This is a genomic window from Frankia sp. CeRuru1 (assembly GCF_977966315.1).
Window position 1 is genome coordinate 1 of the sequence record NZ_CDWWEW010000040.1, and the last position, 16,431, is coordinate 16,431.

The window sequence follows — 16,431 nt, forward strand, 5'->3', positions numbered from 1 at the left end:
GGTCTGGGGTGTCCCGCCATGAGGATCGTCCGATGGGGATGACGGGGCCGACCCCGGGCGGGGTCGGCAGCCGGCTCGTCCGCCCGTCGTCCAGCGGCGGGGTGCTGCGTTGCGATCGTTCCGGTACGCGTGGCCCCGGCGGCGGACCTCCTTCCGACGGAGGCAGCACATGGGGAGGCGGCGGTGGGCCCGATGTGGCGGGAAGCTTCCGGGTCTGCTCGCCGGCGGTCATGCGCGGAGCGTCGGGACCGGGGAGGCGGTCTGCGGATCGCGGATACCGCTTGTCACGGGGGCTCGCGGGATCGTCGTGGTGCGGGTCCGGGTGGCGCGGGCCGCCGTCATAGCGCGCGCCGTCGTACCGCGGGTCGCCCTGCCGCCGGTCTTCATGGCGCGGCGTGTCGAACCGCGGCGTGTCGAACCGTGGCGCGCCACGGCGTCCGTCCGGGTCAACCGGATGGTCCCGCTTCGGACGGTCCCGTTCGGAGTACCGGGGCCGGCGCGCGAGTCCCCGGTCCGGATCTGGCTGCTCCGGACGGATCTGCCCGGAATACCCGGCGTCGCGTGGGTCCCGGTCCGACGGTCCATCGCCGGGGCCGGTACCGCGATCACGCCGGGGGCCGGTACCACCCCTGCGATGCCGGGCCCCCGGCCGGCCTTCCTCCTCGACCGGCGTCATGGGCCGCTCCGTCGCCGTCGGAAGGGAGCTGTGGCCGCCGAGTCGTCGGTGTCCTCCTGGCTGTCGAGGCCGTGGCGAAGGGTGCCTCGGTCCTGGCCTTCATAGCGCCGGATGGCCGTCCGCACCACCGGCGTCGTCGTAGTCGAGGTGGCGGCTTCGCGCTTGTCGTCGCCACTATGCCGGGTCGAGACCGAGGCGGCCGGGGTGACCGGATCGACCTGGTTCACCGGGCCCACTGGGTCCACTGGGTCCACCGGGTCCACCGGGTCCACCGGGTCCACCGGGTAGAGCGGGTAGAGCGGGTAGAGCGGGGCAGCCGGGTGGAGCGGGCCCGCCGGCCCGGTCGCCGCCTCGTGCGGGCCCGCCGGCCCGCCCAGGTCGTCCTTGGCCCCCCGCAGGCGGGCCCGCAGCCGTCGCGCCAGGCGGATGACGACCGCCAGGAGCAGCACGCCGACGGCACCGATGGTGATCGCGGTCGCGACGGCGCCGTAGACGGTGGATCGGACGAGAACCCGGTTCGGTGGCTCCGTGGACAGCGCCTGCCCGTCGAGGTTGAGTTTGCGGATCTCGAGGGGAAACGTCCCCGCACCCTCGGCCTCCATCTCGATCTCGACCTGAGCCTTCTGCCCTGGGGGAAGGCGGAGTGTCTGCCGGGCCGGCGAGCGCAGCCGGGACCGGTCGGTCGACGAGAAGGCGAGCACCACAGTGACCTCGTACTGGGTGTTGTTCTCCAGGGTGATCGGGACCAGCCCACGTCTGCTCGTCAGGTTGACGCTGCGGGAGGCCACCACCTGGATTCCGTTGCGGATCGCGGACGCCTCCCCGTCCACCTGCTGGCTCAACGACACACCGTCAACCCTGCGGTCTCCCCGCCACGCGGCGGAGGTCGCCGTGACAAGTGTGTTCTTCATCGGGTTGAGGAGCTGCAGCTGGCACCTGGGGCCGCGCCTGGGCGGGCACAGCACGGGGCTCAGGGCCTGCACCTCGTCAAGGACGTCCTCGACGGCGGTGAGGTAGTCGGCCGGCAGCTCGCGGGCCTGTGCCTCGGCCGGGTAGACAAGCCGGCCCGGCCGGTCGTCCGGCCGGCTCTGGCCCCCGACACCTGCGTCGAGTCCCACCGAGGTGGAGTAGCCGCTGGTGAGGGTGTCGAGTACCGACCGTGCCCAGTCGCTCGGCGGGTCCCAGTCCCGGGGCAGCGCCAGGACCTGGAACCGTTGCTCGGGCCGTTCGGCGGTGATCATGCCGAGCTCGGCCCGCAGGCGTGCCAGGGCCGTCCCGAAGCCGGGACCGTCGGGCAGCCCGGTGTAGGCGGTTGCGATCCTGGTGAGCCGGCTGTCGGCCGCGAGCGCCTGGATCGGTCCGGCCGAGGTGGCGAGGCTGACGGTCGCCGACGGGGTGTAGGTGATCTTCGCTGCGGAGGGTAGCAGCTGGTCATCGAGGATCACGGTCCCGACCTCCAGCTGGCGCAGTATGTCCACGGTGGTGGCGTCCGCCGACCCGTCGGCGGGATAGGCGATGGTGCCCTTCTGCAGGGGGTCACGCCCCAACAGGTGGGCCAGCACAACTTCGCCAGTCTTGACGGCGTACTTCACCGTGTCCAGCTTCCGGGCGCGGACGAGCGCGGTCAGATCGGCATCTCCGTAGGGCAGTGCGAACACCACGCCTCCCTGCTCGGCGAAGCGCACGATGTCGGAGAGGAAAAGGGCGGCGTTGGCGTCCGTCTGCGCATGAACGGGCCCGCCCGGGGTGGCGTAGTCGTAGCCGCCCGGCTGCGCCATGATGGTCAGCGCCTGCACCAGGGTCGGATCGACGGCGAGCGTGACCGGCGGCGTGGCGGCGGTCAGTAGCCGGGACAGCCGGCCGCCCGGCTTCACCTCGTCCGCGAGCGCGTTGTCGGTCAGCCGGCCGTCCGAGCGCAGGCGCGGCTGATCTGCGATCGGCAGGACCGCGGCGACCGGTGTCCTCGGCTGCTGTGGGTTCGGCGCCCAGACCAGGAAGGTGTAGGCCGCGCCGATCGGTGCCACGGCGCGGCCCCCGACGGAGCCGGTGACCCGTAGCTGGACCGGGTACACCCCCAGGCTCGGCGGCAGGTCCAGCGCGGCGCGATCGGCGGCGATCCGGAAGGGCACGGGCGCGGCACCCTGGGTGGGCGGGGCGGCCAGCGGTTGGGTGCCGTCGCCGTTCGCGAGGACCACCTGGCGGTAGCTGCGTGTTCTCGCCGCGGCCGGGTCATCGGTCAGAGTGGCCAGCTGCCCGCGTGAGGTCACCCTGGCGCCGATCCACAGGCTCATGGAGAGGTGGGCCAGCGGCTCCCCGACCGTGGTGATGAGCTGGCCGCTGACGGAGAGCATGGTCGAGCCCCCCGGGGTGGGGGGACTCACCTCATCCAGATCGATCGTCACCGGATTCGGCGGACCGCCGGGTCTGGCTGCCGTGCCACCCGGAGTGATAGATAGCGAATTATCTGATTTGTCGGTGGATGAAGATGTGGAAGACCGTGGTGTTCCCGTGGATGAACTGTGGTGGGTAACCGGTTCGACGAGGACTCCCCCGGCCGGCGCGGGGGTCGAAGCCGAGGCCGAAGCCGAGGCCGAAGCCGCGCAGAACCCGGGCACGGCCACGGCGAACAGGGCTAGCGCCGCGAGTATCGCCGCCCGGCGCAACGGCGCGCGACCGGTGGTGGAGATCGGCGGCGGCATGGGTTGATCGTACGAGTCCCCCGGCGACCAGCCGGCCCGCCTGTCCGGGACGCCGGGGTTACGGCTTGATTCCGCTGGGCCCTTCCCGGGCGGACGCCGAGAAATCATGATCATTGTTTTGGATCCACGTACCGGATCATGGGCGGTGAGGCCGTAACCTGAAGGTGTGTCAGTGATCAGTCTGGACAATCCGCGAGACTCGGCCGAACGGGTGGTGAGTGAGCTGCTGAGGGTGCCGCCGGCCGCCGATGAGCTCGGTCGCGTCTTCACCGCGAACGGTCACCTCCTTCACCTCGTCGGTGGTTCGGTACGGGACGCCCTGCTCGGCCGGCCGGCGTCCGCCGTGTCCGGGGCCGCACCAGCCGATCTCGACTTCGCCACGGATGCTCGCCCCGAGCGGGTTCTGGAGATCACCCGAGGATGGGCGGAGGCGACCTGGGAGGCCGGAATCGCCTTCGGCACGGTCGGGCTCGCTCGGCACGGTGTCCGGTTCGAGATCACCACCTACCGTAGCGAGGCGTACGACCGGCAGTCCCGCAACCCCGCCGTGACCTACGGCGACAGCCTGGAGGCGGACCTGTCCCGGCGGGACTTCACCGTGAATGCGATGGCGGTGTCCGTGCCCGGCCATGACTTCGTCGACCTGTTCGGCGGGATGACAGATCTCGCCCGCGGCGTGCTGCGTACCCCCGCAAGCCCCGAGGCGTCGTTCGACGACGACCCGCTGCGCCTCCTGCGGGCCGCCAGGTTCGAGGCGGCCCTGGGCCTCACCCCGGTACCCGAGCTGGTCGCGGCGATGCGCTCGCGGGCCGATCGGCTCGCGATCGTCTCCCCCGAGCGGGTCCGCGACGAACTGCGCAAGCTCATGCTGGCTCCCGACCCGGTCGCCGGTCTGGAGCGGTTGGTCGAGGTCGGGATCGCCGACATCGTGCTGCCTGAGGTGTCCGCCATGCGGATGGAGATCGACGAGCACCACCAGCACAAGGACGTCTACGCCCACACCATGACGGTGCTGCGTCAGGCGATGATCCTGGAGGAGCCGGGGGAACCGGACGAGGTGCTGCGCTGGGCCGCGCTGCTGCATGACATCGGCAAGCCGCGGACCCGTCGGCACATGGCGGGCGGGCGGGTGTCCTTCCACCACCATGAGGTCGTCGGCCGGGACCTGACCCGCCGTCGGCTCGCGGCGCTGCACTTCCCCAAGGACGTGACCGACGCGGTCTGCCGGCTCGTCTACCTGCACCTGCGCTTCCACGGCTACGGGGCGGGCGAGTGGACCGACGCCGCCGTACGCCGCTACGTGCACGACGCGGGTCCCCAGCTCTCCCGGCTGCACAAGCTGGTCCGCTCGGATTGCACGACCCGCAACCGGCGCAAGGCCGCGGCGTTGTCCCGGACGTACGACTCGCTCGAGGAGCGGATCGCCGAGCTCGCCGCGCGCGAGGAGATCGCCGCGATCCGGCCGGAGCTTTCCGGGGACGACATCATGGCGCTGCTGGGGCTGTCACCGTCCCGGTTGGTGGGTCAGGCCCGGTCGCACATGCTGGAGTTCCGCTTCGAGCACGGGATCGTCGGCCGGGAGGCCGCCGAGGCCGAGCTGTTCCGGTGGGCCCGGGAGCACGAGGTGCCCGTTCCCGGTGAGGCGCCCGTTCCCGGTGAGGCGCCCGTTCCCGGTGAGCTCACGCCTCGGCGGGGGTGACCGGCCTGGGCTGGCCGTCCGGGCCGGGCCGGCCGTCCGGGCCAGGGTGGTCGGCCGACCGTGCCGATCTGGGGTCGCCGATGTGACGGATGATCCGGTCTTCCGGATGGCGGCGGGCGGCCCGGTAGTACAGGATCCCGGCGAGCGCGTAGCCGGCCCCGGCCACTAGGACCACCGGAACGGACCGGCCCTCGTCCGGCAGGACCACGGCGGCCACCGCCGCGGCGGCCACGAAGGCGACGTTGAACAGCAGGTCGTAGAGCGAGAAGGCGCGACCGCGGTAGGCGTCGTCGGTCTCCTCCTGCACGATGGTATCCACGCAGATCTTGCTGGCCTGTGCGGAAAACCCGAGCAATGCTGCCGCGACGATGAACAGCGTCGAGGAAAAGGGCAGCCCGAGCGCGACCTCGACAACCCCGCCGAGTACCAGGACGAGGGCGATCCAGCTCGACTTCGGCATGCGCCCCGTGACGTGGGGAGTCGCGACCGCGGCGCCGACCGTGCCGGCCCCACTGGCGGCAACGACGGCGGCGAGCCCCGCGAGCCCGCCTTCCGGGCCGGTGAAGTAGTTGCGATACAGCAACACCGTCATCACGAGGATCAGGCCGTAGGCGGCTCGCGAGGTGGTGAGGGCGGCGAGCGCCCGCCGGGCCGGCCCGTGGTTCACCAGATAGCGGGCGCCGTCAAGCATGTCGGCGACGACCTGGGTGGTCTGCGCCCAGGCGCCCTGCCAGGCCACCGTCTCCAGCGGACCGAAGTCGCTCCGCCCCGCCCGCGCCGCGGTGACGGCGGCCACAAGGTAGGTGAAAGCTGCCAGACCGGCGACGAACGCCACCGTCCCGTCCTCGCCGCCGATCAGCCCGCGCAGTCCGCTGCCGACACCGGCTCCGGCGAGCGTCGCGACGGTGCCGGAGGTGACGGACAGGGCGTTCGCCGTGACGAGCCGGTCGAGGCCGACCACGACCGGGAGCCCGGCGGACAGCGCCGCCAGCACGAAGCGGTTCATGCTCACCGACGCCAGTGCCACCGCGTAGAAGTCGACGCCCGTCCGGCCGGTGGCGATCAGAGCGACCAGGATGCCCATCAACAGCATCCGGACGAGTGAGCAGACCACCAGAACCCGCTGGCGGGACACGCGATCGAGCACGATGCCGGCGAAGGGTCCGATGACGCTGAACGGCAGCACGACGATCGCGAGTGACGCGGCCAGGGCCGCCGCCGAGGTCGCCCGTTCGGGGGAGAACAGCACATAGCTGACGAGGCTCGCCTGGAAGACGCCGTCGGCGGCCTGGGAGGTGAGTCTGGATGCGTAGAGCATCCGGAACCCACGGCCGTGCAGCAGCTCACGAAGGTTCTCCGCCCGGGCCACGTCGTCAGCCTAGGACCAGACTGATCGACTCCGGGCACAAGGTCCGGCCGCCCCCTCCGGGCTGCCGGACACCTGTGTTTCCGACCGGGTCCGCTGGCCGGCCGATCCGACGAGGAGGACCCGACGAGAAAGATGAGGACGACGAGAAATCAGCCCTCGATCAGCCCTCGTCGCGGATGAATGCCTCCACCCTGTCCCGGGCCTCGTTGTCGCGGTACTGCTCCGGCGGGGACTTCATGAAATAGGAGGAGGCGGAGAGGACCGGGCCGCCGATGCCCCGGTCGAGCGCGATCTTGGCGCAGCGCACCGCGTCGATGACCACCCCGGCGCTGTTGGGGGAGTCCCACACCTCAAGCTTGTACTCGAGGTTCAGCGGCACGTCGCCGAAGGCACGTCCCTCAAGGCGGACATAGGCCCACTTGCGGTCGTCTAGCCAGGCGACGTAGTCCGACGGCCCGATGTGCACGTTGTCCCTGCCGAGGTCGTGAGAGACCTGGGAGGTCACGGCCTGCGTCTTGGAGATCTTCTTGGACTCCAGCCGCTCGCGTTCCAACATGTTCTTGAAGTCCATGTTGCCGCCGACGTTGAGCTGCATGGTCCGATCCAGGATCACGCCGCGGTCCTCGAAGAGCTTCGCCAGAACCCGGTGGGTGATGGTCGCGCCGACCTGTGACTTGATGTCGTCGCCGACGATCGGCACGCCGGCCGCGCGGAACTTCTCCGCCCACTCGGGCACCCCGGCGATGAACACCGGCAGGCAGTTGATGAAGGCGACGCCGGCGTCGATGGCGCACTGGGCGTAGAACTTCGCGGCGTCCTCGGAACCGACCGGCAAGTAGCAGACGAGCACGTCGGCACGGGTCTCCCGCAGGGTCGCGACGACGTCGACCGGCTGCTCGTCCGACTCCTCGATGGTCTCCCGGTAGTAGCGGCCGAGGCCGTCGAGAGTGTGCCCGCGGGCGACGGTGACCCCGAGCGGCGGGACATCAGCGATCTTGATGGTGTTGTTCTCGCTGGCGACGATGGCCTCGGAGAGGTCGCGGCCGACCTTCTTCGCGTCCACGTCGAACGCGGCGACGAATGTCAGGTCCGAGACGTGGTACTCGCCCAGCCGCACGTGCATCAGCCCGGGGACCTGGGCCGACGGGTCGGCATCGCGGTAGTACTCAATCCCCTGGACCAGCGAGGCAGCGCAGTTGCCCACGCCGACAATGGCGACACGTACCGAGCCCATGACGGTCTGCTCCTTAGCTGAGATCTTCGTGGAAATGGGTCATCTGGGGCATACAGCTCCGCCGCGGCATTCCCGATCATGCTGGTCGGGAACAGGGACCCGCTACGGGATGACGTTCATCGGGTGGTCGGGACCTCGCGGTCGGGGTCCTGGCCGTCGGGGTCCTGGCCGGCTGTCCGCGGGGCATGCCTGCTCCGGCCACGCCTGTTCACGTTTACATTCAGGTGCGCGTCGCCGTCGGCAGGTGTGCCGCCCTCCCGCGCGCGCGGGTCGGCCTGGCGGTCCGCCTGCGCCGGAGGGCTTCCCGGCCCGCTTGGGCGGGCCGGTCCGACGACGGGTGCCCCCGGCTGCACGGATCCTGTGGACGGGTTTGTGGACAAACCTGTGGATCCTGTGGACAACTGTGGTCCCTGGGTGCCGGTGGGGGTGCCGGCGCGTTCGGTCTCGATCAGCTCGTTCAGCCAGCGGACCTCACGTTCGACCGATTCCAGGCCGTGGCGCTGCAACTCGAGTGTGTAGGAGTCGAAACGCTCGACGGTCCGGGTCAGGGCCGACCGAACCTTCTCCCGGCGCTCCTCGAGCCGCCCGCGGCGACCTTCGAGGATGCGGAGGCGGACAGCGGCGTCCGTCTTCGAGAAGAAGACGAAGCGCACGCCGAACATCTCGTCTTCCCAGGACGACGGTCCGCCCTCGCCCAGCAGGTCCGCGAGCTTCTCCTTGCCCTCGCCCGTCAGGGTGTAGACGACCCGGCTGCGCCCGCCGAGACGGCCCGCGGCGCTGACGTCGTCCGCGGTGACGTATCCGGCGGACGCGAGACGACGCAGACAGGGATAGAGCGAGCCGTAGCTGAACCGGTGGAACGCGCCGAGCAGCGCCGCGAGCCGTTTGCGCAGTTCATAGCCGTGCATAGGGCTCTCGGAGAGCAGGGCGAGGACCGCCAGCTCCAGCATGATCCACCCCTCCTCGACCGTGATGCCCCGCGACGCGCCGCCGGTCGTTCCGCGAGCCGTGGTGGCTGGCCGCCACGGCTCGCGGAACGATCGTCTCGACATATCGAAGCGATACATCGAGGATAGGCGTCGCGGGACGAGTACCGCAACCAGGAATGACCAGTCAGCGACCGGGAGATGACAGATAGGCGCTCTGCTGGTGCATCCCGACCCCGGCCGGACCATCGATGGACCCACCGGCCGCCGAACGGGCGTCGCGCCCTGGCGAGGGTGTTCCCCGAGCCTGTGGAGCGTGGAAAACCCCGGCTGCCAGGGGATAATCGGCCGAGATCCGCGCCCCGGAAGGGGCCGGTGGCCGCCCGGGGCGGACGCTGTCCGACGGTCCCGTCGGTGGCCGGAGACCATCCCGCGCGGCCAGATCCCGGTGCGGGCGGGCTCACACTGTCATCCGGCTCACAGCCGGGATGTGAGGCGGGAGACGGTTTGGCGGCTGTCCGGACCGGCTGTCCGGACCGGCTGTCTGGACCGTCTGTCTGGAAGCCGACTCCGGCGTACCGTTGCTGGCATGCGTCCGCGGTCGGTCATCGACTACGCGCTCGCCCGCCGGGCGACGCTGGCGGATCTCTTCGCGGGCAGAATCTCGCCGTTGGATGCCTGTGACGCGCATCCTTATCTGCTGCGGGCGGCCAGGTACCACGGTGAGCGGACCACGAAGCGATGTCCGGTCTGCCGAGGCGGCGATCCACTCATCCATGTCACCTACGCCTACGGCGACGAGCTCGGGGAGAGCTCCGGCCGGGCCCGCATCACCAGGGAGCTCCCCATGCTCGCATCGAGGTACAGCGAGCTGCAGGTCTATGTGGTGGAGGTGTGTCCGCCCTGCGGCTGGAACCACCTGGTCACTTCTTATGTGATCGGGACGGGGGAGCCGAAGGCGAAGAAGCAGGCCCGGCGGCGGACCGCGGACCGCTGACGGCTGGTCGTCCCCGAGAGGCGCGAAGGACGCCCTGCGCGAGGGGGCGGAATCCGGCGTGAGATCCTGGTCTGCCATGTGGGTCTCATGGCAGGTCCTGGCGTGGCATCCGCCATGGGCTGACCTCGTCACAGCCTCGTCGGGTGAATGCGGCGAGTGAGCGAACATCACGTGGTCGGCCCCGGTCCGATGGTGGACCGGTGGTCGCCGGGATCGTGCATGGTCCGGGCCGAGACGGGCCGGTTCTGTGGATCCTGTGGATCCTGTGGAAATCGGACCTCCGGTGATGGTTGGGGGCGCCGGCCCGTCTCCTGCGGCGGTCCGGGTACCGGGGAGTCCCGCGGCGACGGATGGAGCGGTTGGTGAGCTCTCCCTACGATCAGGGCTCTAGTCGGGGTGGTCCTGTACCTGACCGAGCATGGCCTAACCCGGACGGCCAGTCCCGGGTAACCGCGGACCGGGTACCCCCGGACTGCGCCCGGCGGCCGGAGCAGGCCCAGGCAGGCCAGGCCCAGGCAGGCCACGTCCAGGGACGCCGGCTGGTGCCGCCAGCGGGCCGGCCCACCGGCGGGCGAGGGGAGCGCACCGCTCTCGTGCCACCCGCGGCTCCCCCCGCCGCGGCGAGGACGAACATGCCGCCGGATGGTAGGACCGGTCGGGGTGCCGGTCCCGCCGCCGGGGGGTGGGTGCCGGACCGCGGCGTCGGGAAGTCCGACGTGCCCGGCCGTGAACCGTCCAGTGGTCGTCCCGGCATGCCCGTTGGCGAGGCGACCGGTCGTCGCCGAGGAGGCGGCGCGCCATCCGGTCGGGCGGCCCCCACCAGGCGGGTTCCCGGCCGTGGGTTCTCCGATCGGACCGCCTCTGACCGTGGCGTCCCCGACCGTGGGCCGGACCGGCCGGCCGCCGAGGTCAACACCCTGTACGACACCGTCGACCAGGAGGCCCTACGGCGGGTCGATGTCCGGGAACGCACCGTGGACGCCACCATCTACCACAAGGTGACGCCGGAGCGGGACTCCCGGAACGGCCGCCGCAACGGGGTGTCGGACCGCGACCGCATGACCGAGGTGACGCCCGCTCGGCAGGTGGCCGGTCGGCGCGACCTCACCCGCGCTACCGAGCTGATGGCCGTCCGGACCCGGGCACGGGAGGGAGGTGGATCGGCCGCTACCCGCCGGATGGCGGGTGGGCGACCGGGTGCGGATCGGATCGAGCCCCGCCGGACCGGTCCAGGCCGGGCTGGACCAGGCCGATCCTCCCGGGCGGAGATGGGTGCCCCGGGCGGGCCGGGAGGAACCGGGCGCCGCAACGGGAAGGCCCCCCGGCCGGGCCAGGGGCGACACGGCCCGATGTGGTGGCGACAGCGCCCGCGCTGGATGCGCCGTCTGGTCTTCGCCGGCTTCTTCTCCGGCCTTCTCCTGTTCGTCGCCGGCATCGGCGTCATCTACGCGGCGACCCAGGTCCCGCTGCCTGCCGAGGTGAAAACCGACCAGACGTCGATCATCTTCTACGGACCGCCGGCCGGCTCGCATCAGGACAACGGTGAGGAGCTTGCCCGGATCGGCACCGTGAACCGCACCGACGTGCCGCTCGCCGAAGTGTCCATGGACCTGCAGCACGCGGTGCTCGCGGCCGAGGACAAGAACTTCTATCACGAACCCGGTATCTCTCCCAAGGGCATCGCCCGGGCGCTCTACGTGAACCTCACCGGCGGGGAGCTGCAGGGTGGTTCGACCATCACCCAGCAGTACGCCAAGAACGCGTACCTGTCGCAGGAGCGGACCTTCACCCGCAAGATGCGCGAGATCGTGCTCGCGGTGAAGCTGGGCCAGAAGTACTCCAAGGGACAGATCCTGGAGTTCTACCTGAATACGATCTACTTCGGCCGGGGCGCCTACGGTATCGAAGCGGCGGCGAAGGCCTACTTCAACACCTCGGCGGCCAAACTCACCCCCGCTCAGGGGGCGGTCATCGCGGGCCTGATCCGATCACCCAACTACCTCGACCCGGCCAAGAACCCGGGTCCGGCGGCGAACCGCTGGCACGACGTGGTCGCGACGATGGTTGCCGAGGGCTGGGCTCCGCCGGAACTCGCCCAGCAGAGCCCCCCACCCGTGGCCGCGAAGGCGGAGGACGCCGCCGCCTCGTCCGATCAGATCGCGTACATCCGCAACCAGGTCAAACGTGAGCTTACGACCGTCGGGAAGATCACCGAGGACCAGATCAACCGCGGTGGACTGCGCATCACGACCACGATCGACAAGGGGCGGCAGTTCAAGGCCTTCCAGGCGGTGAGCGACGTGCTGGGCCCGGCGTACGCCGCAGTGCCGGATCTGCGTACCGGGCTCACCGCGGTAGAACCCGGGACCGGCAGGATCCTCGCCTGGTACGGTGGGTCGCTCTACGGCAAGGACGCACAGGGCCACGAGCAGTACGTCGACAACGTGTCAGGGGCGCGGGTGCAGTCCGCCTCCACCTTCAAGACGATCACCTTGGTCGCGGCGCTGCGCCAGAACATCAACCTCAAGTCGACCTTCGCCGCTCCCGCCAAGATCACGCTGCCGGGGAACTACGTGGTCAGCAACGACGAGGGCGAGCCGGGTGATCTCGGGTACAAGGATCTCATCGAGGCGACGGCGGGCTCCATCAACACGGTGTACGTACCGTTGGGGCAGAACATCGGCGTCTCGAACATCGTCAAGACCGCGCGCGACCTTGGCATCCCGACCAGCACTCAGCTTCGCAACGAGGCGGGTATCACCCTGGGCCAGGACGACGTGCGCGCGGTGGACATGACCGCGGTCTACGCGACCCTCGCCGGCAACGGAGTGCGGGCCACGCCGCACATCGTCGACAAGGTGCTCGACGGCAAGGGGCAGGTGATCTACTCGGGTACCCCGGATGCGAAGCAGGTCATCCCGGCCGCGGTGGCCCGCGACGCCACGTACGCCCTGCAGAGCGTGCTGACGGATCCGAGCGGCACCGGGAAGCGGGCCCGGCTGGATGGCGGGCGCGAGGCCGCCGGCAAGACCGGGACGTCGAGCAACTTCCGGTCGGCCTGGTTCTGCGGATACACCAGGGAAATCGCGTCCTGCGTGAACATGTTCCGGGGCAAGGGCACCGAGCAGGACGTGTTGAAGGGCATTCCCGGTGCCGACAAGGGCGTCTACGGAGGTAACTACCCGGCCAAGGTGTGGAAGGCGTTCATGGACGCCGCGCTGACGGGGGTGTCGCCGTCGAAGTTCGATTCGCCGGCCTTCGGTGGCCTCGTGCAGGATAACGAGCCCGAGCCGACTCCCACACCCACCCCGGCGCCGAGCGCCCCATCGAGCCAGCCCGGCGATACCGGGCTCAACCTGGGCGATCTCCTGAACCCCAGTGGCAACGGCAACGGCGACGGCAATGGCAACGGCAGTGGTCAGCAGGGTGCCGGCCAGCAGGGCCGGCCAGCTCGACAGACGGGGATCTTCTCCGACCCGTTCAGTTGACCGGGAGGTCGAGTTCAGTGCTGTCATGGGCTGTCATGGGGCGAGAATGACGGGCATGGCCCTGTCCCCGGCGTCCCCCGTCCGCGTCAGCCCGGCCCGGGAGGACCCGGTCGTCGCGGGGGCAAGCCAGCTCATTGGTGGGCCGCCGGGTGAGCACGCGGTCGTGCCCGACCGGCGTGGTTGGCTGACCCCGCTGCGGGTGCTGATGGCGATGGTCATCGTGGCTGGGGTCCTCGGCTATACCCAGAAGATCAGTTGCCGGGATACCCGGAACTGGACGCATGAGCACCAGTACACGGCGTTGTGCTACTCCGACATCGTCGCGCTGTACAGCCAGGAGGGGCTGGTCGACGGGAAGATCCCCTATCTGGACTACCCGACGGAATACCCGCCGTTGATCGGCGCCACCATGCAGCTTGTCGCCTGGCCGGCCGGTCTCGCGGACGGACCGCGGGCGGTCTACCGGGAGGAGAACGGTGAGCGTGTCTTCGACCACTACACGATGGACATGCGGTCGGCCGTCTTCTACGACCTCACCGCCCTGCTGTTCCTGATCGTGGCCTCGGTCGCGGTGTGCTGCACGGCGCTGACGGCCGGATTGAGGCGGATCTGGGACGCCGCTCTGTTCGCGCTGGCGCCGACCCTCGTGCTGCATCTGCTGACGAACTGGGACATCATTGCGGTGGCGTTCTCGGCAGGCGGCCTGCTCGCCTGGTCCAGGCGGGCTCCGAAGCTCGCCGGGATGCTGATCGGGCTCGGCATCCTCACGAAGCTCTATCCGGCCCTGTTCCTGCTCGGGTTGGCCTTCCTCTGTCTTCGGGCCGGGAGGCTGCGCGAACTGGCCCGGACCGTCTGTGCGGCGGCGGTGACGGTGCTGGTGGTCATCGTCCCGCTGTGGCTGACCGCCGGCTACTTCAACGCGGAGAACGCCCGCGTCGGCGACAGCATCTGGTCGACCTTCTGGCGAGGTGGTGACTGGACCCGACTGGTCGGTGGTGGTCCGGACGAGGCCCGCAACGCCATCGCCCGGTTTTTCGACCTGAACTCCGACCGCGGCGCCGACTGGGACTCGCTGGCGTTCGGCGCGACCTGGCTTGCCGGCCGCTACGACCCGGCCTGGTTCGGAGCGCTGCACCTGGTGGTCTCCGCGTTCACCGCCGTCGTCCTCGTCGCGGTGGCGGCGGCCGCGATCCATCATCGGCCCGATGCGCGCCGGCTGGTCATCGTGGCGGCCGCGGCCGGCTGGGTGACGATCGTCGTCGCCCTTCCGATGATCCTGCAGGGCCTGCGGGACAACGGCCTGCCCATCTCCACATTGAACATCATCACTGGGGCGGCCCTGCTGGTCTCGGTGATCGCCATCGGGTTGCTCACTTGGCTCGCACCGCGCCGGCCCCGCCTGCCGCAGGTGCTGTTCCTGCTCGTCGTCGCCTTCCTGCTGACCAACAAGGTCTTCTCACCCCAGTACACGATCTGGCTGCTACCGCTGGCGGCACTGGCTCGGCCCCGATGGCGGCTGTTCTTGCTGTGGCAGGCCTGCGAGGCGTGGGTCCTGTTCACCCGATTCATGCACTTCATCTACAACGACACGCATGGTCGTCAGGGCATCGACCGGGGATGGTTCGTCGGCGCGGTGGCCCTGCGCGACCTGGTGCTGCTCGTCCTGGCCGGATTCGTCGTCCGGGAGATCCTGCATCCGCATACCGACATCGTGCGGACCGGCGGAATGGCGTACCCGGGTGATCCGCGTGTCGCGGTCGGCTCTGCTGCCGCCGGCGATCCGGACGCCGTCGACGACCCTGCGGGCGGGGTGCTGGACCATGCCCCCGATGCCCGCGGCGGCCGGCCGGCGTGGGTGGCGGCGGCCACCGGTAAGCCGGACGGTGGCCCGGCCGCCGGCAGCGCCGACGGGGCCGGGCCTGGCGGTGCATGATCCGACCGGGCCGGGGATGGTCCGAGCGGCCTGGGCCCGGCTGCCGGAGCCGGTCCGGGCCACGCTGCCGATCTGGTTCGGGAGCCGGGTCGCGGTCGCCTTGCTGGCGCTCGCTGCCGCGCGGGCCCTTACCTCGGCGCCGGCGCGAAACGCTCCCGGCCTGCGCACGCTCTGGGACCGGTGGGATGTCGGCCTGTTCACGAAGGTCGCCCGGTACGGCTATCTCTCCCCCGCCTACTCGGACCGGACAGAAGTCGACTTTCCCGGCCTCCCGATCGCGATGCGGATCGTCCATATCGTCGTTCCGGACTGGATCGTCGCGGGTCTGGTCGTGTCGTTCCTCGCCGGTGCGGTCGCGGTCGCCGCGCTGTGGCGGTTGGCCGCGGACGAGGTCGGCAAGCCCGCGGCGCGGTTCGCCGTCCTCAGCCTTATCTGCTTCCCCTACGCGGTGTTCCTGTTCGCCGCCTACTCGGAGGGTATCTTCCTCGGGTTCGCTACGGCGTCCTGGCTGGCGGCACGCCGCCGCCGCTGGTGGTTGGCCGGCCTGCTGGGCGCCGGGGCAGCATCCGCCAGGATCAGCGGTATTCCCTTCGGGATCGCATTGGCCGTGCAGTACGTCGCGAGCCGGCGCTCCGCCGGCCTCCCGGTGTTCGCCTGGCCGGCGTTGTCGCTGGGGCTTCCACCCATCCCCGTCCTCGCCTATCTGGGCTATCTCAGGATTCGCACCGGGGGCTGGGGCTCCTACACGGACGCGATGCGGGACGGCTGGCACCGAGGCCTCGACTGGCCCTGGTCGGGCTGGGCCGCCACCTGGGCATCGGCCACGGATGGCAACGGTGCGTCGACCTTCGTCTGGTTCTGGCGCGGGGAACTGCTCGCGGTGGTCGTCGGGGTGCTGCTGACCATCATCCTGCTGGCCGGGAGACGGTGGGGTGAGGCGACTTTCCTCGGCGTGATGACCGCGATAATGGCCTGCACGAATTATTATGCATCGGGAATCCGTGGAATTCTGGTGGCCTTTCCGTTGTATCTGATGCTCGCGCGAGCCGCCGCGCGGCAGAGCTGGGTACAGTCGGTATATCTCTGTATCTGTACACCGATCATGGCAGCCCTGGTCGTCGCCTTCACGCAGGGGCAGTGGGTGGACTAGCCTTTCCCCGCACGGCGCCTTCGGCGCAGTGCGGGGGCCCCTGGCATGGGGCGCCGTGCGGGGTTTCCGTCACCTCGCCTTCGGCGAGGTTCCTGGGGGAGCCGTCGAGGTTGGGCGGCGCCTTCGGCGCAGTGCGGGGGCCCCTGGCATGGGGCGCCGTGCGGGGTTTCCGTCACCTCGCCTTCGGCGAGGTTCCTGGGGGAGCCGTCGAGGTTGGGCGGCGCCTTTGGCGCCGTGCGGGAGCCCCTGGCATGGGGCGC

At 70.4% G+C, this 16,431-nt stretch carries 9 protein-coding genes; 5 read left to right on the top strand and 4 right to left on the bottom strand.

Going from position 1 to position 16,431, the window contains the following annotated elements:
* Positions 1–672: 672 nt before the first annotated feature.
* Positions 673–3,375: a DUF6049 family protein gene (locus AC08OP_RS05125; RefSeq protein ID WP_476613142.1), complete on the bottom strand. Its 2,703-nt coding sequence runs from the start codon at positions 3,373–3,375 to the stop codon at positions 673–675.
* A 172-nt stretch (positions 3,376–3,547) separates the two neighbouring features.
* On the opposite strand from AC08OP_RS05125, the gene AC08OP_RS05130 reads away from it, so the two are divergent.
* Positions 3,548–5,074 carry a CCA tRNA nucleotidyltransferase gene (locus tag AC08OP_RS05130; RefSeq protein ID WP_476613143.1) on the top strand — a complete coding sequence of 509 codons (1,527 nt, stop codon included), beginning with the start codon at positions 3,548–3,550 and terminating at the stop codon, positions 5,072–5,074.
* Here AC08OP_RS05130 and AC08OP_RS05135 read toward each other — a convergent pair.
* The 3 genes from AC08OP_RS05135 to AC08OP_RS05145 all read right to left on the bottom strand — a co-directional run bounded on the left by AC08OP_RS05135 (position 5,055) and on the right by AC08OP_RS05145 (position 8,627).
* A complete protein-coding gene (locus AC08OP_RS05135; RefSeq protein ID WP_476613144.1) occupies positions 5,055–6,443 on the bottom strand; it encodes an MFS transporter in 1,389 nt (462 codons plus the stop codon). The two genes, AC08OP_RS05130 and AC08OP_RS05135, sit on opposite strands and share 20 nt — an antisense overlap.
* A gap of 160 nt (positions 6,444–6,603) precedes the next feature.
* Positions 6,604–7,677 (bottom strand): inositol-3-phosphate synthase, encoded by a 1,074-nt coding sequence (locus AC08OP_RS05140; protein WP_476592878.1) that lies wholly within the window; start codon positions 7,675–7,677, stop codon positions 6,604–6,606.
* A gap of 116 nt (positions 7,678–7,793) precedes the next feature.
* Positions 7,794–8,627, bottom strand: coding sequence for a PadR family transcriptional regulator (locus AC08OP_RS05145; RefSeq protein WP_476613145.1), 834 nt, complete (start codon positions 8,625–8,627; stop codon positions 7,794–7,796).
* Positions 8,628–9,192: 565 nt separating this feature from the next.
* Here AC08OP_RS05145 and AC08OP_RS05150 point away from each other — a divergent pair.
* From AC08OP_RS05150 to AC08OP_RS05165, 4 genes are all read left to right on the top strand, one after another.
* Positions 9,193–9,600, top strand: coding sequence for a DUF5318 family protein (locus tag AC08OP_RS05150; RefSeq protein ID WP_462187469.1), 408 nt, complete (start codon positions 9,193–9,195; stop codon positions 9,598–9,600).
* A 752-nt stretch (positions 9,601–10,352) separates the two neighbouring features.
* Positions 10,353–13,088 carry a transglycosylase domain-containing protein gene (locus AC08OP_RS05155; protein ID WP_476613146.1) on the top strand — a complete coding sequence of 912 codons (2,736 nt, stop codon included), beginning with the start codon at positions 10,353–10,355 and terminating at the stop codon, positions 13,086–13,088.
* 46 nt (positions 13,089–13,134) lie between these two features.
* Complete coding sequence (locus tag AC08OP_RS05160) at positions 13,135–15,021, top strand: glycosyltransferase family 87 protein (protein ID WP_476613147.1); 1,887 nt, start codon at positions 13,135–13,137, stop codon at positions 15,019–15,021.
* Complete coding sequence (locus tag AC08OP_RS05165; protein WP_476613148.1) at positions 15,014–16,171, top strand: hypothetical protein; 1,158 nt, start codon at positions 15,014–15,016, stop codon at positions 16,169–16,171. The genes AC08OP_RS05160 and AC08OP_RS05165 overlap by 8 nt, the downstream gene beginning before the upstream one ends.
* Positions 16,172–16,431 lie beyond the last annotated feature (260 nt).